Raw genomic sequence first — 19,672 nt, 5'->3', positions numbered from 1 at the left:
CGCGCCGGTTCCGCACGGTGGATCCCACCGCCGTCGCATCCGCCCCGCCCGTCGGCCCGCCGCCGGGCTCCGGACGGTGGAAGGACGGCGCGACGGTGACGTCCCGCTCCCGCCCTCGCCCCAGGCCCGGAAGGTGCCGCTCGGCGCCGCCGCGATGCCCGCAACGGACCGGGGACCGGGAGGCGGGGGCGGCGGCGCCCCTCACGACGACGGTCCCGCTCATGTCCCCGCCCGCCGCACCGGGGCCACCACCAGCAGCCGGGCGAAGTAGTCGTCCGGGACGCCCTCCCCGACGGGACGGCCCCCGGCCTCGATCCACGCGTGGGCCGAGAACGGCGGCAGCCTGCGCACCCCCGTGCACCACGTGGGCCAGGTGCCGTGCAGCCGGCACAGCAGCGCGGCGCCCAGCGACCGCGGCAGGCAGCCCTGGGGGCCGGCGCAGCGCAGGCTCACCGCGCACAGGGCCTCGCGCGCCGCCGCGGCCTGGGCGGGCGAGGCGGGCCGGGCCCCGCGGCGCACCCGTTCCAGCACGGCGCGGAGGTGCCGCGGGGGCAGGAACGACAGGGCCAGGGCCGGCACCAGGACGAGGCGGGCGGCCAGCCGCCGGGCGAGGGGGAGGCCGGTGGGCCGGTCCAGCGCGCTGGGTGTCGTCATGACACCAGCCCCGCCGCCCGCAGGTCGCGGACCAGGGCGTCCACGTCCCGCGCCGCCTGGTCGCGGTCGACGTCGAACCGCGCGACGAGCGCCGCGACGGCGGCCGCCTCGTCACCGCCGTCCATCAGCGTCCGCACCACCAGCGCGCCCGTGGGGTTGAGCTCCCAGTAGTCGCCGCTGCGCTGGTCGAGGAGCACCGTTCCGTACTCGGTCTGAGCGGTGGAGACGTCGGTGCCGAATCGGAGAGTCATACGGTCGATGCCTTTCTGCCGTGACGCCGTCGGCCGTCAGCCGACGGCGGACTTCGGGTGCGGCGCGCGGTCCCGGACACGCAGCCACACCTCGCAGGCGATGGTCGAGTAGAGGATCGCGTCGCGCAGACCCGGCGCGGACGGCCGCTGCGCGAGCCGGCGCAGCGCCTCGCCGTCGACCAGGCCGAGGCGTTCCAGCCGGGAGCCGGTCCACAGGGCCAGCAGGTCGCCCCGGTGGCGCCGCAGCCCGTCCGACGCGTCCATCGCGGCCTCCGCCTTGTTGGCGCGCCGCAGGCACACGTCCGGGACGACACCGCGCATCGCCTCGGTGAGCAGCGGCTTGTACCGCCACGGCGTGACGCGCTGGTCGGGGCGGACCGCCAGGCACGCCTCGATCACCCGGTCGTCCAGGAACGGCGAGGCCATCGGGAGCCCCGTGCGGGCCGCCGCCCGCTCCCACTGGCGGATGACGCGGGTGCAGGTGCGGATCGCCTCCAGGTCGGTGTGCAGGCCCCGGTCCGGGTGCAGCGGCCGGGCCCGCGCGGCCGCCTCCAGGAGCGCGCGGCGGGCCAGCCGCTCCGTCTCCCGGGTCGTCCACGGGAACAGGCGGGGCGCCGGCCCCCAGCCGAGGGCGCCGGCCACCGAGGACTCCGGCAGAGGGGTGCGCAGGCCGCGCGCGGAGTGCGCCAGCCACACCGGGTACGGCCGGACGTCGGCCAGCGCGCGGACCGTCGCGCCGAGCGGCCAGTTCCACAGGGCGCGGAAGCCGCGCAGCTGACGCAGCGCGAACAGCGGCCGGGTGCGCAGCAGCCGGTGATAGTACGCCTCCGAGCACCAGGCGACGTGGTCGCCGCCGATTCCGGTGAGGTGCAGGCGGCTGCCGCGTCCGGCCAGCCACGGCAGCTGCTGCAGGACGCGGGAGCGGTCCATCACCCCGATGGTCGGTTCGTCGAGCAGGTCGTCGACGCGCAGCAGGTCCGAGTAGACCAGCGCCGACGCGTCCGCGTCCCACACGACGTGGGCGACGTCCGGGAGGTGGTCCGCCGCCTGCCGGGCCCAGGACAGGTCGGCGTCGGCGGGATCCCGTCCGGGCCAGGTCGCCGCCACCACGGAGGCGGGTGAGCGGGCGGCCAGGAAGCAGACGGACGTGGAGTCCAGGCCGCCGGACAGGTCGCAGCTGACCACGCCGCCCTGCCGGGTGCGCAGGTCCACGGCGGTGGCCAGCGCCTCCCGGACCAGGGGCGCGCCCCGGGCGAGCGAGCGGACCGGCTCCGGGGGCCACCACCAGCGTGACCGCCGCGCGCGGCGTCCGTCCGCGGAGATCACCAGGGCGTCCTCGGGGGAGACGGCCTCGACTCCCCGCCAGACGGGGGTCTCGTACAGCGGATGCGGCACCGGCCACAGCAGCCGGACCGCCAGTTGCGCGGTGTCCGGTTCGCTGCCCAGGGTCGCGGCGAGCAGGTCGGCGCTGGTCGCGGCCACCTGGACGCCGTCCACCGGCGCGTGGAAGACCAGCCGGAGCCCGGAGGCGGTGCCCTGGATCCTGAGCTGCCCGTCGAGGGCGGCCACCAGGTGGAAGCTGCCCGGCAGCGACCGGCCGAGGGCGTCGAGTTCGGCGAGGTCGCGCAACCGGGCGGCGCGGCGCTCCAGTTCCTCCCGGCCGACGGGGCACGACCCGACGACGGCGAGGGCGGCCCGTCCGGCCCGGGCGGTGGTGATCTCCGTGTCGGCCCAGTGGCCGACCAGCCACGGACGGCCCGAGGCATGGGTGAGGACGCGTGTTCCGGGGCGGTTGAGGAAGCGGGCCACGGCGGCGGCCTCCCCGCGGTCCGGGAAGACCGCGAAGTGCGCGTCGCCGGGGCCCGTTACCGCACTCTCGTGCATGGTCGGCATGGGGTCGGGCCGTCCGCCGGCCGCCGTCAGTTCTTGCTGAGGATCAGACGGTCGTTGCCGCGGAACTGCAGCAGCCCGGTCTTCTCGCGGAACGACCCCAGCCGGACGAGCGTCGGGGCCTCGTACGCCTTCTTCATGGCTTCTCCTCTGGGTCAGGCGGCGCCGCCGTCCTTCCTCGCGGTCGGCGGCCGTGTCACCAGCTAGCTGTGCGCCGGGCGGGGTGGGCAAGAGGAGCACCGCAAGTCGTATGAACCTACGGACAGGGCCTGCGAGGGGTGCCGCGTCCGCTCGTCGCCCGCTCCCGCGGCGCCGGCAAGGGGGTGGCGTGGGGAGGCGAACGGGGGGCGGAAACCTTTCGACCTGCGTGGTCCGGCGACCGGGACGGCCGGGAGGGGGAGGACGGCCCGGACCGCCGGGTGAGGAGAGCCGCCAGGCGCATTCCGCTCGGGGCACGCAACCGCGGGCACGCCGTGGAGGGCCGCCCCGGGCGGGTTTCGGACCGGTCCCGCCGTGGTGCGGCTCGCATCGGTCCCGACCGGTCCGCCGGGGGCGTTTCCCGCCGCCCTCTGGCCGACGCGCGTAGACCTCGGGCACCATCTCCCTGCACCACCCGCATGATCGCCCCAGGACGCACGACTCACCGCAGGAAGGGTTCAGCATGAAGGCCTTCACCGCCCTGACGGGCATGAGGATCCGGTCGGTCCTGACCGCGCTCGCTCTTGTCGTCGCCCCCGGGATCGTCGTGGTCGGCGGCGCCGGCGAGGCGTTCGCCGTCACCAAGATCAGTCACGCCACCGCGACCTCGATGTTCCGCGAGGCCGGGATCACCTGGTCGTCCTCCGGCAACTGCTCCGACCGCAATGACCCCACCTGCACGTCCTTCGAGCAGCTCAACCTCGCCACCGCCCAGGGCGCGCAGACCCTGCGGCGGGCCAGCGGGTGCGCGCTGAACGTCACCGGCGGGACCGAGACCGGCCACGCCTCCGGCACGTACTCGCACTGGAACGGCTACAAGCTCGACTACAGCAAGTACACCTGCATCGGGAACTACATCAAGAACACCTTCACCTACATCGGGCTGCGCGGCGACGGAGCCCCGCAGTGGCGGTCCGGCTCCGGCAACGTCTACGCCGAGGAGGGCAACCACTGGGACGTCCTGTACTACAACTGCGGCGGCTGCTGAGCCGTGCCGGCCGCCCGCCGCGCCCACCGCCCGGCCGCCGCGGACCCGCCCGGTGGCCGGAGGTCTTCCTGGCCGGCCGCGCCGGGACGCCGCCGTCCGAAGGGCCGGCGGGGACGGCCGGTCACGGGGCGGGGTGAGCGGGACCGGCGGCGTGGGAGGGGAGCGGGCGCCCCAGGGCGAGCAGGGCCGTGTCGTCGTTCAGCCCCTCACCGAAGCTGGTCAGCAGACCGGTGAAGGCCTCGATCACCGTGCGCGGGGGAGCGGGGGCGAGGCCGGCGGCGAAGGCGCGCAGCGCGTCGTAGCCGTACAGGTCGTTCCCCTCACCCGTGCGCGCCTCGGTGAGGCCGTCGGTGTAGAGCAGCAGGGTGTCCCCGGGGTGGAGGGTGGTGCGGGTGGTGGCGAAGGACGCCTCGGGCAGGGCTCCGACCAGCAGTCCGCCGGGCGTCGGCAGATAGTCGGCCCGGCCGTCCGCCCGCAGCAGCAGGGCCGGCGGGTGCCCCCCGGAGCCCAGGTGGACGCCGACGGTCTCGCCCTCGGGTTCCAGGACGCCGAAGACGGCGGTGCAGTACCGCGGGTCCCCGGCGGCGTACCGGTCCAGCAGCGCGGTGTTGAGCATGGTCAGGACGGCCACCGGATCGGGGGTGTGCAGAGCCGCCGTGCGCAGGGTGTAGCGCACGAGCGAGGTCACGGCCGCGGCCTGCGGGCCCTTCCCGCAGACGTCGCCGAGGAAGAAGGCGAAGCGCCCGTCGCCCAGGGGGAACAGGTCGTAGAAGTCGCCGCCGAGCTGTACCGGGGAAGCCATGTGGTAGTAGCCGGCGGCTGCCATGCCGGGGACGGCCGGCAGGCTGGACGGGATCAGGCTCCGCTGCAGTACGGTCAGCGCCTCGCGCAGCTGTTCACGGTCGGCCTCCGCCTGGCGGCGGGCCTCGTCGGCCGCGTGGCGGGCGCGCAGCAGCTCGGTCTCGTAGGAACGCCGGTCGGTGGCGTCGAAGACGGTGGTGCGGATCAGCAGGGGCCGGCCGGTCTCGCCCGTCTTCACGGTCGACGTGATCAGCACGGGCAGCCGGGAGCCGTCCGCGCTCTTCATGTCGAAGGCGATCCCGCCCGCCCGGCCCTGCATGACGCAGCAGCGGCGCGTAGTGGGTCTCGTGGTAGAGCTTGCCCCCCACCGTCAGCAGGTCGCTGAAGCGCATGCGGCCCACCACGGTCTCCCGGGAGAGGCCGAGCCAGTCCAGCAGCGTCTGGTTGATCTTGGCTATGGTGCCGTCCATCAGGGTGGACAGGTAACCGCACGGGGCGGACTCGTACAGCTCCTCGGCGCTGTCCTCCAGCAGCGCGGTGAACTCCGCGTCGAGGTGCGGCTGCCCCCCGCCGTTCGACTCGGGACCGGGCCCCGCGCGGCACATCACGCGATGTCCTCCAGGAACGCGAGGACGGCCTCGGCGGTGGCCTCCGGAGCGCTCAGCTGGGGGCAGTGGCCGGTGGCGGCGAGGGTGACCAGGCGGCTGTCGGGGACGGTCGCGTGGACGTAGGCCCCGACCTCCCGGGGGGCGATGACGTCCTGCTCGCACTCGAGGACCAGGGTGGGCACGGTCACGGCCGCCAGTTCCCGGCGGGTGTCGGACAGGAACGTGGTGCGGGCGAAGACGCGTGCGATGTCCGGGTCGGTGGCGCAGAAGCTGTTGGTCAGCTCCGCGCCCAGTTCCGGCCGGTCCGGGTTGCCCATGATGACCGGGGCCATGGTCGCCGACCAGCCGAGGTAGTTGGCCTCCAGCGACTCCAGCAGTTCCTCGATGTCGGCCGCGCTGAAACCGCCGCGGTAGTCGTCCTCGTCGATGTAGCAGGGCGAGGGGCACACCATGACCAGGGAGCCGATCCGGTCCGGCGCCGCGGCGGCGGCCAGGACGCCGACCATGGCGCTGACGGAGTGGCCGACGAACACGGCGTCCCGCAGGTCCAGCTCCTCGCACACGTCCACCGCGTCCTGGGCGTAGCCGTCCAGGGTGGCGTAGCGCTCCTCCCGCCAGGCCGACAGGTCCGAGCGGCCGGAGCCGACGTAGTCGAACAGCACGACGCGGAAGCGGTCCGCGAGCGCGGGCGTCACGAGGCGCCACATGTTCTGGTCGCAGCCGAAGCCGTGTGCCAGGACCACCGCCCGGCCCGTCGCCGGTCCGACGACACGGACGTTGTTCCTGCGGAGAATTGTCACTTGACCATCCTTGCACGTCGGCGACCGGACTTGTCTTCACGCTGGTCACCGCGCACCGTACCGCATCGGTTTCCCCGCCCCGCTGCCGCTGCGGCCCCTCCCGCCCCGACCGGCGTCCGGCGTCGTGCGGCCGTCCCGGTTGGACGGCGGACGACGGGGCACTCAGGTGTGACAGTGAGTGCGCGGAAGGATCGTGGGAGGCACATGTGGCCGTTCGTCATCGTCTGATCAAGGTCCCGCCGCAGACGGTGTGGGCCGTTCTCGCGGACGGCAGCCGGTACGCGGAGTGGGTGGTGGGCACCTCGGCGTCGCGCCCGCTGCGCGGACAGTGGCCGCAGGTGGGCGCCTCGATCGCCTACGAGGTGGCCATCGGCCCCGTTCACCTCACCAACGAGACGGTCGTCCGGCGCTGCGAGGAGGGATCCGTTCTGGAACTGGAGGCGCAAGCGGGCGCCCTCGGCACGGCGCGGGTCGCCATGGAGCTGCGCCCGTGGGGCGAGCACACGCTGGTCATCGTGGACGAGCATCCGCTGCAGGGGGCGGGGGGCACGCTCCACAACGCCGCCGTCGACGTGCTGCTCCAGCTGCGGCACCGCGCCATGCTCAGACGCCTGGCCGAGACGTGCGAACGCGCGGAGCCGAACGGCCGGCCGACCACTGCGGCGGCGGGACCCGGCGGAGGTGACCGTGCCTGACGCGGTGGTGATCGGCGCCGGGCCGAACGGCCTGGTGGCCGCGAACCTGCTGGCGGACGCGGGCTGGAGCGTGGAGGTGCTGGAGGAACAGCCCGAACCCGGTGGCGCCGTCCGGCACGACCGGGGCGTCGACCCCGACTTCGTCAGCGACGTCTTCAGCTCCTTCTACCCCCTGGCCGCCGCGTCCCCGGTCGTGGCCGGACTGCGCCTGGAGGACCACGGGCTGCACTGGAGCCACGCCCCCCACGTCCTCGCCCACCCGCTGACCGACGGCAGGTGCGCGGTCCTCGACCGGGACATCGCCGCCACCGCGGCGTCCCTGGACGCCTTCCACCCGGGCGACGGAGCCGCCTGGCGCGCTCTGCACGAGGTGTGGGACCGGCTCCGCACCGACATCGTGCAGGCGTTGTTCACCCCCTTCCCGCCCCTGCGGGCCGCGGGCCGGCTGGCCGTCCGCCTCCGGGGCGCGGGCGGCCTGCGGCTGGCCCGGACCCTCGTCCTGCCGGTGCGCCGCATGGGGGACGAGGAGTTCCGCGGCGAGGGCGGCAAGCTCCTGCTGGCCGGCAACGCGCTCCACGCCGACCTCGCGCCGGAGGCCGCGGGCAGCGGGGGGTTCGGCTGGCTGATGTCGATGCTCGGGCAGACCTACGGCTTCCCCGCGCCGGCCGGCGGTTCCGGCGCCCTCACCGCGGCCCTGGTCCAGCGGCTGCGGAGCCGGGGCGGAACCCTGCGCTGCGGGCAGCGCGTGAGCCGGATCGTCGTCCGCGGCGGACGGGCCCGGGGCGTGCGCACCTCCGACGGGGAGACGGTCACCGCGCGACGGGCCGTGCTGGCGGACGTGTCCGTCCCCGCCCTGTACGGCGAGCTGATCGACCCGGAACATCTTCCGGCCCAGCTCCTGACCGACCTGAAGCGCTTCCAGTGGGACTTCGCCACCTTCAAGGTGGACTGGGCGCTCGACGGCCCCGTCCCCTGGCGGGCCGAGGCGGCGGCGAAGGCGGGCACCGTCCACCTGGCCGACGGCGTCGACGAGCTCAGCCGGTTCGCCGCCCAGATCGCCATGGGCCAGGTGCCCGACCGGCCCTTCTGCCTGTTCGGCCAGATGACCACCGCGGACGCCTCCCGCTCCCCGGCCGGCACCGAGTCCGCGTGGGCCTACACCCACGTCCCCCACGACATCCGGGCCGACGCCGCCGACGAGGGCCTGACCGGAACCTGGGACGCCCGGGAGCAGGAGCTGATGGCCGACCGCGTCGAGCGCCAGGTCGAGCGCTTCGCGCCGGGCTTCCGGTCCCTGATCCGCGCCCGCAGGATCCTGGCCCCGCCCACCCTGCAGGCGCTGAACAGCAACCTGTACGGCGGCGCCATCAACGGCGGCACGACGGCGATGCACCAGCAGCTCGTCTTCCGCCCGCTCCCGGGCACCGGACGCCCCGAGACGCCGGTGCCCGGCCTCTTCCTCGCCTCGGCGGGGGCCCACCCGGGCGGTGGGGTGCACGGGGCGCCCGGCGCCAACGCCGCGCGCGCCGCCCTGCGCCGCCACCGGCCTCCCGGCCTGAGCGCCGCCCAGCGCCTTCTGGCACGCCGTGACCGCACGGGGGAGAGGGCACGAGCGCCGCACTGACCGGGCGGCGTCCCCGCAGGCGCGTCCGGGCGACGCGCAGCAGGGTGGGAGGGCAGGAGCGAGGCTCCCGGGCCCGGCGGCCCGGGAAGAAGGGCCCGGGGCGAAAGGCCCGGGGAGAAGGCCGAGGAGAACACCCCGGGGAAAGCCCCGGGAAGGAAAGGAGACACAGGATCGTGAACGCCCACGACGACGGCCCGGACCGGGCCCACCGGCGCCCGGCGGGCGTCAGCGACCGGACGGTGGAGGCCCTCGGGTCGCTGTCGAAGGCCCTGGAGACGACCGAGCGGGCCAGGGGCCACCTGTACGGCTTCCACCAGCTGACCGGCACCGCGGACCTCGAACTGGACCGGGCGGTGAAACTGCTGCGGGAGGCGGGCCACCACGAGTGGGCCGACCGGGTGGAGACGGAGGTCCTGGGACGCAACGTCATCCCCGGCCACTGGACCTTCCAGATCGTCGAGGCCTACGACGACTCCTACTACCAGCCCTTCAAGGACCTGGAACGTGCCGCCGTGGACGACCTGGCCGGGGGCAGGACCCACCTGTACGAGGCGGAGATGAAGGAGGCCCGCCGCACCGCCGGCCACCCCGACCACACCGCGCGTCCCGGCGCGTGAATCCCCGGCCGGCCGGCGGGGAGGCGGCCGGGACCCCGCCGAGGCCGCGTCCGCGACAGCGGCCGGGAACCCGGCCGAGGCCGCACCCGCGAGAGAGGGAAGCCCGTGGCAGACGATCCGCTCACCGGCCGCACCGTCGTGGTGACGGGAGCCGCCCGAGGCCTGGGAGCCGCGCTGGCCCGCGAGTTCGCCCGGCACGGGGCGCGGCTGGCACTGCTGGGACATGAGGGACCGGTGCTGGAAGCGGTGGCCGCCGGGCTGCCGACCGCGGCACTGGCCCTGGAGACCGACGTCACGGACGACGCGGCCCTGGACGACGCGGCCCGGACGGTGCGGCAGCGCCTCGGGCCGCCGTCGGTCGTCGTCGCCAACGCGGGCATCGCGGAGGGCGGCCCGTTCGCCGCGGTGGACCCGGTGTCCTGGCGCCGCGTCATCGACGTCAACCTCGTCGGAAGCGCGCTGACGGCCCGCGCCTTCCTGCCGGACCTGAGAGCGACGAGGGGCTACTTCCTGCAGATGGCCTCCCTGGCGTCGGTGGGCGCGGTGCCCATGCTGAGCGCCTACTGCGCCTCCAAGGCCGGGGTGGAGGCGTTCGCCCAGGCGCTGCGGGCCGAAATGGCCCACCAGCGGGTGGCCGTGGGCATCGCCTACCCGAGCTGGACCGACACCGACATGATCCGGGACGCCGACCACCACCCGGTGATGCGCCAACTGCGGGCGCACCTGCCGGGACCGGCCCGCCGGGTGTATCCGGCCGACGTCGTCGCCGCCCGGGTGGTGCGCGCGGTGGCGCGCCGCCGCGGCACCGTCTACGTACCCGCGTGGCTGCGCCTGGCGCAGCTGACGCGGGCGGCGCTGCCTCCCGTCGTGCTGCGGGTGTCCCGCCACGAGCTGCCGGAGCTGGAGGCCCGGGGACTGCTCCGCCCCACGGGCCTCCTGGGCGCCGGCGGGCAGGCCGACCGCGCGGCGGGCGGGTGACGCGGCGGGGAGGCCGCCGCGGCCGGGCGAGGTGACGTCCGCCCCGGGCGTGGTACTCGCCGGGAACCGGTTCCGGGACGCGTCGGCGTCGGGCGGTCGCCCGCCGCCGCACGCCGTACCGGGCGAGCAGGTGACGCGTTTCGTGACACGGGCGCCCGTCGACGGTCGCCCGCGGGCCGCCCCGGACCCCTTCTGCTCCCCGGAGGGACGACGGCATGCAGACTTTCCTGCCCTATCCCGACTTCAGGGCCTCGGCGCTGGTCCTGGACCGCCGCCGGCTCGGCAAGCAGCGGGTCGAGTCGTTGCAGGTCCTCCGCGGTCTGACCGTGCCGGGTTACGGGTGGCGCCGGCATCCGGCCGTGCGGATGTGGGCCGGGTACGAGGAGGCCCTCGTCCGGTACGGCCTGGAGATCTGCAAGGTGTGGCGGGAGCACGGCCACCAGGACAGCTGCGCGGCCTCGCTGGTCGCCGGTCTCGCCGCGTTCCGTCCCGGGCCGATCCGGGCGCAGCCGCAGCTGGCGGACGCCGGGGAACTGCCCCCCTGGCTCGGTGACGACGCCTTCCACCACAGCCACCGGTCGGCGCTGGTGCGCAAGGACCCGGCCACGTACGCGCCGCTGTTCCCCGGCGTGCCGGACGACCTGCCGTACGTCTGGCCGGCGTCGGACCGGACGGCCGACGCGCTTCCCGAGGGGTGACCGGCCGCCGCCGGCCGGCCCGTCACGCGCCCGGTGCGAGGTGTTCCGGCCCCCGGCCCGCGCGGGCGGGTGCCGCGGGGCGCCCGAGCGGACCGGTACGCCCGCGGTCCGGCCGCGTACGCCGGCGCCCCTCCGTCCCCGGACGGGCGCCGCCTCCCGCGGCGGGCACGGTTGTCAGTGGCGGCTGCGAAGCTGCCCGGTATGGATGAGCTGGAGTTCATGCGCGGCCGCGTCTACGGCGCCGACCACGACGACCCCGGGCCCCGGCCCGGGCGGGTGTACGCGCAACTGGTCGGCGGCCCCCTGGACGGCCTGCTGCTGGACATCACCGACCGCTCCGAGCACGAGCTGCGCGACGGTGTCGCGCTGCGCACCGAGATAGGCCGCTACGGTCCGGGCGGCCGCGCCGTCTACACGCCCCGGGCCGCGCGGGGGAGCCGGTTCGACTGGCGGGGCGACGTGCCCTGACGGCCGGGGCGGCGCCGCCCCGGCACCTTGCCCGGCGGGCCGGGTCCGTGCTGGTGGGCGCCGCCGGAGAGCGGGTCCCTCGGGACCCGGCGACGTCGGGGCGCGGCCCGGCGAAAAAGAATTTACTTGCCTTATGTCCTATTTGTCTGACTAAACTGGTCGTCGTTGCCCGGTGACTCGGCGATCGCCGCGCGGGCCAGGACGACCGGGAGGATGTGCGGCATGCGCGCGCCGAGCGAGAGCGAGCCGCGCACCCCGCCCCTGTCCTGCCGCGCGGACCGCCGGCCACGGGCCACGGGCGGCCGGAGGGCGTACCGCCGTGCGGAAGACGGACGGGGGCGCGCGCCGGACCGCCGGACCCGGGCACGGCTGCCGGAGCGGACGGCCGCACCCCGCCCCGGGCGCCACCCGCCGGGGCCTCCGGGGGCCCGCCGACGCCCCGGGCTCCGGCCCCGGGCCCCGCGCGGCTCGCCCGCACCACCCGGACGCCGCCCCGCCTCACCACCGCCGTGCCCGCCCCTGCGGCCCCGAGGAGCACCCACCAGCACCATGCACGACGCCCCTCTCGACACCCAGCATCCCCGGGCCGCATCCGCACCCGCGCGTGCCGCGATCCGCCTGACAGGGCTTCGAGCGCTGCGCGGGCTCGCCCCCGTCCTGCTGCTGCTCGCCGTCGTCCTCGCCGACCTGCTCATCCCCGGCCGGCTGCACGCCGCACCGGTCATGGCCGCCGTCCCCGTGCTGGCGGCCATGACCCTGCCCGTGTGGGCCACGGCCGTCCTGGCCTGCACGGCCCTCGCCGCCACCGGTCTGCTGCAGTGGTCCGACGGGCTGTGGGGGCGGCCCGCCTCCGACATGACCCTGATGAGCGTGTCCCTGGTGGCCCTCGTCGGCCTCGGCGCCTGCGCGCTGCGCCGGAGCCGGGAGCGGGAGCTGCGCCAGGTGCGCTCGGTGGCGGAGGCCGCCCAGCGCGCGCTGCTGCATCCCCTGCCCCGCCGGCTGGAGTCGCTGGAGCTGTGCGGGGTGTACCTGCCCGCCGAGGCGGAGGCCAGGATCGGCGGCGACTTCTACGAGGCCCTGCCCACGCCCCACGGCATCCGGGTGCTGATCGGCGACGTACGCGGCAAGGGACTGCCCGCCGTGGGGGCGTCGGCCGCGCTGCTCGGCGCGTTCCGCGAACTGGCGTACCGGGAGGCGTCGCTGGCGGGACTGGCCCGCGGGCTCGACGAGAGCGCCGGGCGGCAGATCGCCACCATGGAGGAGGGGGCGGGGGCGGCGGAGCCCCGCGCCCTGTTCACCGAGCGCTTCGCGACCGCCCTGCTGGTGGAGGTCCCGCGGGACGAGCCGGTGGCGCGGTTCGTCCACTGCGGCCATCCCGAGCCGCTGACCATCCGCGCGGGGCGTGTCCACGGCCACGTCGCCGAGCCGCCCGGCGCGCCGCTGGGCCTCGGCGACCTGATCGGCACCCCGCAGGTCGAGCAGACCGTCCCCTTCGCCCCGGGCGACCGCCTCGTGCTCTACACGGACGGCTTCATCGAGACCCGGGACCGCGACGGCCGCTTCCACGATCTGGCCGCCCGCGCCCGGATCCGCGCCACCCAGCCCCTCGCCGCCCTGGTCACGGGCCTGCGCGCCGACCTGCTGAAACACGCGGACGGCGACCTCGACGACGACGCCGCGCTCCTGGTGCTGGAACGCGGCCGGGCCGGGGAGCCGGGCCGCTGACCGCGGGTGTCCGCAGGCGGCGCGACCCTTCCGCGCGCCGGCCGTCCGGGCGGCGGCCCGTCCCGGACCCGACGGGCCCGCCCGCTGCCGTGGGCGACGCCGTGTGACGCGCCGGCCCTACGCGGCAGGGCCCGGACCGGCCGTCCCCGGGGCCCGGGCGGCGAGTTCCCCGAGGGGGGCGCCGGACAGCCGGCACACCGTCCACTCGTCCAGGAGTTCCGCGCCGAGCGACTTGTAGAAGCCGATCGCCGGCTCGTTCCAGGCCAGCACCCACCACTCGAAGCGCTCGTAGCCCTTCTCCACGCAGAGCGCGGCCAGGGAGGCGAGCAGGTCCCTGCCGTGGCCCCCTCCCCGGGCGTGCGGCCGTACGTACAGATCCTCCAGGTGCATGCCGCGGGTGCCGGTCCAGGTCGAGAAACGCGGGAACCACAGGGCGTAGCCCACGGTGTCGCCCGTGCTGTCGTCCTCGGCGATCAGCGCGAAGGCCGCGGGATGCTCACCGAACAACGCCTCGCGCAGCTGCTCCTCGGTGGCCAGGGCCTGTTCGACGGCCCGTTCGTACTCGGCGAGTTCGCGGATCATCGCGCCGATCTCGGCGACGTCGTCCACGGTGGCGGCTCGGATCATGTGAGGGATCATGAGCCACCGTGCCGAGCGGTGTCCATCCGATTCCGCGCCGCCGGCCGGACGCGCCGGCGGCACGGAGCCCCGGCCGGGCCGGCCCCGTCCGCCTCCGGGGCGGCGCCGCGGCACGTCCGCGGGCGTGCGGGGCCGGAGCGTCAGGCGTCGCGCCGGTGCACCGCGCGCAGGCCGGCCAGGAGCGCGGCCGCCGCCCACAGCGCCGCCACCGCCAGGCCCGCCCAGGGGCCGAGGGGTCCCGCCGGATCCTGGTACAGGACCTGCTGTCCGGCGCGGTCCGGAAGCCAGGCGGCGGCGCGCCACGGAGGCGAGACCGGTCTCCTCGAGGACCTCGGCCACCCGGCGGGCGGGGAGGCGGTTGCTGACGGCGAGGAAGCGCAGATGGTCGCGCGCGGTGCGGGAACCGTGGGCCGCCTGCGCGTCCAGCAGGGCGCCGACCGTGCGCAGGGGCTCGCGCAGTGTCGCGTAGGGGCGGCCGCCGACCGTGGCGGCGCCGGAGGCGGGACGGTCCAGGCCGAGGACGAGGCGCATGGTGGTGGACTTGCCGGCGCCGTCGGGGCCGAGGAACCCGGTGACCCGGCCCGGTTCGACGGTGCACGTCAGGCGGTCGACGGCCCGGGTGCCGCCGTACTCCTTCGTGAGGTCCTTCAGGTCGATGCTGGTCATGGCCTCAGCGTGGCCGGGTGCGCGGCGGGCCGGCCTCCCCCGCCGGAGCGGAGCGCCTCCCCCGCGCGGGGGAGGCGCCGGCCCCGGCCGCTCTGCCACGATGACGCCATGCCGGGCCTCCTGCTGCCGTTCACTCGTGCGGTCACGTACACCCGTTGGCTCCACCTGCTGGTGGGGGCGATCGTGCCGTTCGTCTGCGCCATGATCTATCCGGGGCTGAGCAGCCCGTCGCCGGCCGACTGGCTGCTGATCGCGGCCGTCCCGGTCCCCTTGGGCCTGGGCGCGGCCATGGCGCCCTCGGTGCGCCGGGCGGAGGGGCTGCAGGCGCGGCTGATGCTGTTCTCCGGGCCGCACGCACGCGTGCGGAGCGAGGAGGACCCGGGCGTCTCCGTCGCTCCGTCCGCCTCGTGGAGCGATCGGGCCAGGACCGGTGCCTGGCTGGTGCTGCGCCTGGAGGCGGGACTCGCCGTCGCGCTGCTGACGGGGCAGCTGATGGCGCTCTCGCTGTCGCTCGCCGGGGCCGCCGCCGGCGATCCCGGTGTCGGCGACCTGCTCCTGGACGTCTCCGGTACCGGGTGGGCGTACGCCCTGCCGGCGCCGGTGCCCGTGCTGGTGCTGCTCGGGGTGGCCGCCGGGGCGGGCGCGCTCATGGCCCGGGCCGCCCGCCGGCTGCTCGGACCGTCGGCCAAGGAGCGGCTGGCCGAGCTGGAGGAGCGCACCGAGCGGCTGCTGGAACGCAACCGGATCGCCCGGGAGCTGCACGACTCCCTCGGCCACGCCCTGACCCTGGCCGTGGTGCAGGCGGGGGCCGCCCGGGCGGCCGCCGACCCCGAGTTCACCGGCCGGGCGCTGGAGACCATCGAGGAGGCGGGACGGGCCGCGCTGGAGGACCTGGAACGGGTCCTGGTGGTGCTGCGCGAACCGGCGCGGCCGGCCGCCGCCCGGCCGGCCCTCGACGAGGCGGACCGGCTGCTGGAGTCCGCGCGGTCCTCGGGCGCGCGGGTCGACGCCGAGGTGACCGGGCCGCTGGAGCTCGTACCGGGACCGGTCTCCCGCGAGGGCTACCGGATGCTCCAGGAGGCCCTCACCAACGTGCTGCGGCACGCGGGCCCGGTTCCGGTCGGCGTGCGCATCGCCGTGGAGGAGGCGCGGCTGCGGCTGGAGGTGCGCAATCCGCTGGCCCCGACGGCACCGGTGACCGGCGCGGGCGGCGGCGGGCTGCGCGGGATCCGGGAGCGTGCCGCGCTGCTGGGAGGCGAGGCCCGGGCGGGCCGGGACGGCGGCCAGTGGCTGCTGCGCGTCGACCTGCCGCTGCGGTGATCCAGACTGGCGGGATGCCGCTCACCGTTCTCCTGGTCGACGACGAGCCGCTGGTACGGGCGGGCCTGCGCGCCGTGCTGGAGGCCCAGCCGGACATCGAGGTGGCGGGCGAGGCCGCCGACGGGGCCGCGGTGGTCCCCCTGGTACGGCGGCTGCGCCCGGACGTCGTGGCCATGGACGTACGGATGCCGCTGATGGACGGCATCGAGGCCACGCGGGCCGTGCTGCGCACGGTGCCGGACCCGCCGAAGATCGTCGTGGTGACGACCTTCGAGAACGACGAGTACGTGTACGGGGCGCTGCGCGCGGGGGCCGACGGCTTCCTGCTCAAGCGGGCCCGGCCGGCGGAGATCGTGCACGCCGTACGGCTGGTGGCCGCGGGGGACTCGCTGCTCTTCCCGGCGGCGGTGCGGCGACTGGCCGCCTCGTTCGGCGCGGACCGCGGCGACACCGCCGCCCGGGCGGCCATGAGGCGCGCCGCGCTGACCGAGCGGGAGGCGGAGGTGCTGCGGCTCATGGCGCGCGGCCTGTCGAACGCGGAGATCGCCGCACGCCTGGTGGTGGGGATCGAGACCGTCAAGACCCACGTCAGTTCCGTGCTCGCCAAGCTCGGCGCGCGGGACCGTACGCAGGCGGTCATCGCGGCGTACGAGTCCGGCTTCGTCTCCCCGGGCTGACGCCGGGCGGTGACGGCCGGCCGTCACCGCCCGGGGGCGTGGTCGGCCGCGGCGCCGGCGGACCGGCGGCGCGGGGGAGCCGGCCGGGACGGCCGGGCGGCGCGCTTACCGGAAGACGGATCGAAAGTTTCGGATTCTCCGCGATCCGTTCATCGGATGACGGGTCGTCAATTCCGAGGTCTGTTCCTATGAGCCCTCAAGTGATCAGGGAAAACGCGGCCCGTTCGAAACAGAAGGTTTCGAAATCCCTGCCGAAATCATTGACAGTTGATGAGGGCACGCCAACACTGCGGTTGGTCGACGGACCTCTCCGTCACCCCAGCCGGCGCGAGGAGGACTTGTCCCGTATGCGCACCAGACCACTTCCGTCCCTGCGTTCCCTGATCACCGCCCTGGCCGTCGCCGCGCTGACCGTGGCGAGCGCCCTCACCGTCACCGCGACCCCGTCCTACGCCGCCCCCTGCAACGGGTACGTCGGGCTCACCTTCGACGACGGCCCGTCCAGCGACCGCACGCCCGCCCTGCTCAACGCGCTCAGGCAGAACGGGCTGCGGGCCACGATGTTCAACCAGGGCCAGTACGCCGCCGCCCACCCGGCGCAGGTGCGGGCCCAGGTCGCCGCCGGCATGTGGGTCGGCAACCACAGCTACACCCATCCGCACCTCGTCCAGCAGAGCCAGGCGCAGATCGACTCGGAGATCTCCCGGACCCAGCAGGCCATCGCCGGCGCGGGCGGCGGCACGCCGAAACTGTTCCGCCCTCCCTACGGCGAGACCAACGCGACGCTGAGGCAGGTCGAGGCCAAGTACGGCCTGACCGAGGTCCTCTGGGACGTCGACTCGCAGGACTGGAACGGAGCCAGCACCGACGCGATCGTCCAGGCCGTCAACCGGCTCGGCAACGGCCAGATCATCCTCATGCACGAGTGGCCCGCCAACACGCTCGCCGCCATCCCGCGCATCGCGCAGACCCTCGCGGCCAAGGGACTGTGCGCGGGCATGATCTCCCCGCAGACCGGCCGTGCCGTGGCCCCCGACGGCGGCGGCACCGGCGGAGGCGGCGGTGGCGAGGGCGGCTGCACCGCGACCCTGTCCGCGGGCCAGCGGTGGAGCGACCGGTACAACCTCGACGTCTCGGTCGCCGGGTCCGGGAACTGGACGGTCACCATGACCGTCCCGTCCCCGGCGAAGGCCATCGCCACCTGGAACGTCAGCGCCACCTACCCCAGCAGCCAGGTGCTCGTCGCCCGGCCCAACGGCAGCGGCAACACCTGGGGCGTCACCATCCAGGCCAACGGCACCTGGACGTGGCCGACGGTCTCCTGCACCGCGACCTGACCCCGCGCGGTGCGGACACGCTCCCGGGCCGGCGGCCCCCCACCCTCCCCGAAGAGGCCGCCGGCCCGGGACGGCCCGTCCCCGGCGCCTCCCGCCGTCGGCGGCGGGAGGCGGGAGGGGCCGGACCGTTCCCCGGACACGGGACGGGTCCCGCTCGCCCCCCTCGGCCGCCGGACGCCGCCACGCCGAGGGCCGGCGGGCGGCGACACGGCGGGACCTCACTCGCCCGGAGCGAGGGTCCGCGCGACGATGCGGGCGGCGTCGGCGATCAGCGCGTCGTCCACGGCCGCGTCCCGGTCGGCCCGGGACGACAGCACGGCCAGCACGATCGGCGTCCGCTCGGTCGTCCAGGCGACGCCGATGTCGTTGGCGGTCGCGTACTCACCGGTGCCCGTCTTGTCCGCGACGGTCCAGTCCTGCGGCAGCCCGGCACGGAACCGCCTGCTGCTGGTGGTGTTGCCCTCGAGCCAGGTCACGAGGTGCCCGCGGGCGGTGTCGTCCAGCGCCCGGCCCAGCGTCAGCTGCTCGAGGCCCCCCGCGACGGCGTGCGGCGTGGTGGTGTCGCGCAGGTCGCCGGGGACGGCGGCGTTCAGGTCGGTCTCCCAGCGGTCGAGCCGGCTCACCTGGTCGCCGATCGACCGGAAGAACCGGGTGAGACCGCTCGGCCCGCCGATCTGGCGCAGCAGCAGGTTCCCCGCCGTGTTGTCGCTGTGCTGGATCGCGGCCGCGCACAGATCGCCCACCGTCATACCGGTGGCGACGTGCCGCTCGGTGACCGTCGAGTTGGGCAGGATGTCCCGGTCCGGGTAGTGGATCACCTTGTCCAGCGGCGCGCAGTGGCCGTGGTCCCGCAGGACAGCCGCCGCGGCGAACGCCTTGAACGTCGAGCACATCGCGAACCGCTCCTGCGCCCGGTGGGCCACGACCGAACCGGTGCGGACGTTGCGGGCGTACACGCCGAGGCGGGCGTCGTAGCGGCGCTCCAGCTCGCGCAGCCCGGCTTCCGCGCCGCGCGCCGCGGCACCGGCGTCGGCCGAGGCGCCCGGGGCCGCGACGGCGGGGGCGAGCGTGGCGGCGGAGAGGGCGAGGCCGGCCTTGAACAGGCCGCGTCGTGGCAGTGGGGTGGCACTGGTCATGCGCACAGGTCTCCCAGGTGATCCGTCGTCCGATGGGGAAATGTCGATGCCGTATCGACGCCGATGCCGATACCGGTGCCGCTCCCGGCACCGGCCGGGGGCCTTCGACGAGGACAGCGAAACAGCCGGACCCCACCCATGTCCAAGAGTGAACTTTGAACGCGCCATAACGTATTGATATGACTGCAGGATGGATCTCCTCGCGCACCTCGAGGCGTACGTCGCCGCCGTCGACGAGGCGAGCTTCTCCCGCGCGGCCGACCGGCTCGGCATCGCCCAGCCGCTGCTGAGCCGGCGCATCAAGACCCTGGAGGAGCACTACGGGGCCCTGCTGTTCGACCGCTCGCGGCGCCAGGTCACGACCACCGAGTTCGGCGTGCTCCTCCTGCCGTACGCCCAGGACGTGCTGGACCGGGCGCAGCGGCTGCGGCACGTCGCCGAGTCGGCCCGCCGGTCGGCGGTCCGGACCGTCGCGGTGCCCGCGGACTGCGGACCCGCCGCGCTGGCCCGGATCATCCGCGCCGGCGCCGAGCGCGGCACCACGCTCGGCGTGCGCGAACTGCCGCCGGACCAGCGGGAGGCGGGCCTGGCCGACGGCTCCCTGGCGTACGCGCTGCTGCGGGTCCCCCCGGAGAACGCCGCGCTGCGCGTGCCGCTCGGCCTGGCGTCCGCGCCGCCCGCCGGCGCGCCGGAGGAAGCGTCCCCCGCCCCGGCCGGCGGCCGTCCTCGCGCGGTCCACCTGGAGGACCTGCGGCCCCGCCGTGGCCGCGGAGCGGCGCGCGAACGGCCGGTCCCGCTGCCGGTCCTCACCACCGTGGAGGACCAGATGCCCCACGCCCAGGACCGGCTGGCGCGCGCCGCCGCGCGCGCGGGACTGCCGGAGAGCCTGTTCCGGCCGGCCG

Annotated in this window: 19 protein-coding genes and 3 pseudogenes; 12 read left to right on the top strand and 10 right to left on the bottom strand. The window is 75.7% G+C overall.

From position 1 onward, the window contains the following. Positions 1-219 precede the first annotated feature (219 nt). Genes ABD363_RS26770 through ABD363_RS26755 form a run of 4 tightly spaced genes read right to left on the bottom strand, consistent with a single transcriptional unit; the run spans position 220 to position 2,935 of the window. On the bottom strand, positions 220-654 hold the full coding sequence (locus ABD363_RS26770) for a lasso peptide biosynthesis B2 protein (RefSeq protein WP_344607998.1): 435 nt from the start codon (positions 652-654) through the stop codon (positions 220-222). Beyond that, positions 651-905, bottom strand: coding sequence for a lasso peptide biosynthesis PqqD family chaperone (locus ABD363_RS26765; RefSeq protein WP_344607996.1), 255 nt, complete (start codon positions 903-905; stop codon positions 651-653). Before ABD363_RS26765 ends, ABD363_RS26770 begins: the two co-directional genes overlap by 4 nt. 36 nt (positions 906-941) lie before the next feature. Then, positions 942-2,798, bottom strand: coding sequence for a lasso peptide isopeptide bond-forming cyclase (locus ABD363_RS26760; RefSeq protein WP_344607994.1), 1,857 nt, complete (start codon positions 2,796-2,798; stop codon positions 942-944). Between the two features lie 26 nt (positions 2,799-2,824). After that, a complete protein-coding gene (locus ABD363_RS26755) occupies positions 2,825-2,935 on the bottom strand; it encodes a keywimysin-related RiPP (RefSeq protein ID WP_344607992.1) in 111 nt (36 codons plus the stop codon). Positions 2,936-3,483: 548 nt separating this feature from the next. Between ABD363_RS26755 and ABD363_RS26750 the strand changes: the two genes are divergently transcribed. Beyond that, positions 3,484-3,981, top strand: a complete 498-nt coding sequence (locus ABD363_RS26750; protein ID WP_344608055.1) for a hypothetical protein — start codon at positions 3,484-3,486, stop codon at positions 3,979-3,981. A gap of 121 nt (positions 3,982-4,102) precedes the next feature. Here ABD363_RS26750 and ABD363_RS26745 read toward each other — a convergent pair. Together ABD363_RS26745 and ABD363_RS26740 are read right to left on the bottom strand one after the other, a co-directional pair. Further along, positions 4,103-5,387: pseudogene (locus ABD363_RS26745) on the bottom strand (PP2C family protein-serine/threonine phosphatase). Continuing rightward, a complete protein-coding gene (locus ABD363_RS26740) occupies positions 5,387-6,190 on the bottom strand; it encodes an alpha/beta fold hydrolase (RefSeq protein WP_344607990.1) in 804 nt (267 codons plus the stop codon). The pseudogene ABD363_RS26745 and the gene ABD363_RS26740 overlap by 1 nt, the downstream one beginning before the upstream one ends. 206 nt (positions 6,191-6,396) lie before the next feature. Between ABD363_RS26740 and ABD363_RS26735 the strand changes: the two genes are divergently transcribed. The 7 genes from ABD363_RS26735 (at position 6,397) to ABD363_RS26705 (ending at position 12,995) form a co-directional block, all read left to right on the top strand. After that, positions 6,397-6,885: an SRPBCC family protein gene (locus ABD363_RS26735; RefSeq protein WP_344607988.1), complete on the top strand. Its 489-nt coding sequence runs from the start codon at positions 6,397-6,399 to the stop codon at positions 6,883-6,885. Next, positions 6,878-8,509 (top strand): phytoene desaturase family protein, encoded by a 1,632-nt coding sequence (locus ABD363_RS26730; protein ID WP_344607986.1) that lies wholly within the window; start codon positions 6,878-6,880, stop codon positions 8,507-8,509. Before ABD363_RS26735 ends, ABD363_RS26730 begins: the two co-directional genes overlap by 8 nt. A gap of 173 nt (positions 8,510-8,682) precedes the next feature. Beyond that, positions 8,683-9,126, top strand: coding sequence for a hypothetical protein (locus ABD363_RS26725; RefSeq protein WP_344607984.1), 444 nt, complete (start codon positions 8,683-8,685; stop codon positions 9,124-9,126). Positions 9,127-9,231: 105 nt separating this feature from the next. Next, complete coding sequence (locus ABD363_RS26720; RefSeq protein WP_344607982.1) at positions 9,232-10,104, top strand: short-chain dehydrogenase/reductase; 873 nt, start codon at positions 9,232-9,234, stop codon at positions 10,102-10,104. Between the two features lie 215 nt (positions 10,105-10,319). Next, on the top strand, positions 10,320-10,802 hold the full coding sequence (locus ABD363_RS26715; RefSeq protein ID WP_344607980.1) for an MSMEG_6728 family protein: 483 nt from the start codon (positions 10,320-10,322) through the stop codon (positions 10,800-10,802). A gap of 201 nt (positions 10,803-11,003) precedes the next feature. Further along, on the top strand, positions 11,004-11,270 hold the full coding sequence (locus ABD363_RS26710; protein ID WP_344607978.1) for a hypothetical protein: 267 nt from the start codon (positions 11,004-11,006) through the stop codon (positions 11,268-11,270). Between the two features lie 549 nt (positions 11,271-11,819). Then, the gene (locus ABD363_RS26705; RefSeq protein WP_344607976.1) at positions 11,820-12,995 is read left to right on the top strand and encodes a PP2C family protein-serine/threonine phosphatase; all 1,176 of its coding nucleotides are present in this window, start codon (positions 11,820-11,822) and stop codon (positions 12,993-12,995) included. A gap of 117 nt (positions 12,996-13,112) precedes the next feature. On the opposite strand, the gene ABD363_RS26700 is transcribed toward ABD363_RS26705, so the two are convergent. The 3 genes and pseudogenes from ABD363_RS26700 to ABD363_RS26690 all read right to left on the bottom strand — a co-directional run. Next, positions 13,113-13,622 (bottom strand): GNAT family N-acetyltransferase, encoded by a 510-nt coding sequence (locus ABD363_RS26700; RefSeq protein WP_344608053.1) that lies wholly within the window; start codon positions 13,620-13,622, stop codon positions 13,113-13,115. Positions 13,623-13,774: 152 nt separating this feature from the next. Continuing rightward, positions 13,775-13,930, bottom strand: a pseudogene (locus ABD363_RS26695) (ABC transporter permease); the annotation flags it as partial. Further along, positions 13,919-14,300: pseudogene (locus tag ABD363_RS26690) on the bottom strand (ATP-binding cassette domain-containing protein); the annotation flags it as partial. The pseudogenes ABD363_RS26690 and ABD363_RS26695, both read right to left, overlap by 12 nt. Before the next feature lie 108 nt (positions 14,301-14,408). Here ABD363_RS26690 and ABD363_RS26685 point away from each other — a divergent pair. The 3 genes from ABD363_RS26685 to ABD363_RS26675 all read left to right on the top strand — a co-directional run bounded on the left by ABD363_RS26685 (position 14,409) and on the right by ABD363_RS26675 (position 17,634). Beyond that, positions 14,409-15,620: a sensor histidine kinase gene (locus tag ABD363_RS26685; RefSeq protein WP_344607974.1), complete on the top strand. Its 1,212-nt coding sequence runs from the start codon at positions 14,409-14,411 to the stop codon at positions 15,618-15,620. 14 nt (positions 15,621-15,634) lie between these two features. Beyond that, positions 15,635-16,297, top strand: a complete 663-nt coding sequence (locus tag ABD363_RS26680) for a response regulator (protein ID WP_344607972.1) — start codon at positions 15,635-15,637, stop codon at positions 16,295-16,297. 347 nt (positions 16,298-16,644) lie between these two features. Next, positions 16,645-17,634, top strand: a complete 990-nt coding sequence (locus ABD363_RS26675; protein WP_344607970.1) for a polysaccharide deacetylase family protein — start codon at positions 16,645-16,647, stop codon at positions 17,632-17,634. Between the two features lie 218 nt (positions 17,635-17,852). Here the strand turns inward: ABD363_RS26675 and bla are convergent, their stop codons facing one another. Continuing rightward, the gene (gene bla / locus ABD363_RS26670; RefSeq protein WP_344607968.1) at positions 17,853-18,770 is read right to left on the bottom strand and encodes a class A beta-lactamase; all 918 of its coding nucleotides are present in this window, start codon (positions 18,768-18,770) and stop codon (positions 17,853-17,855) included. Positions 18,771-18,960: 190 nt separating this feature from the next. On the opposite strand from bla, the gene ABD363_RS26665 reads away from it, so the two are divergent. Further along, the coding region (locus ABD363_RS26665; protein ID WP_344607966.1) for a LysR family transcriptional regulator at positions 18,961-19,672 on the top strand (712 nt) is incomplete at its 3' end.

It is taken from the genome of Streptomyces glaucus (genome assembly GCF_039533365.1).
Taxonomy (GTDB): domain Bacteria; phylum Actinomycetota; class Actinomycetes; order Streptomycetales; family Streptomycetaceae; genus Streptomyces; species Streptomyces glaucus.
This window is presented reverse-complemented; position numbering and strand designations above follow the sequence as displayed.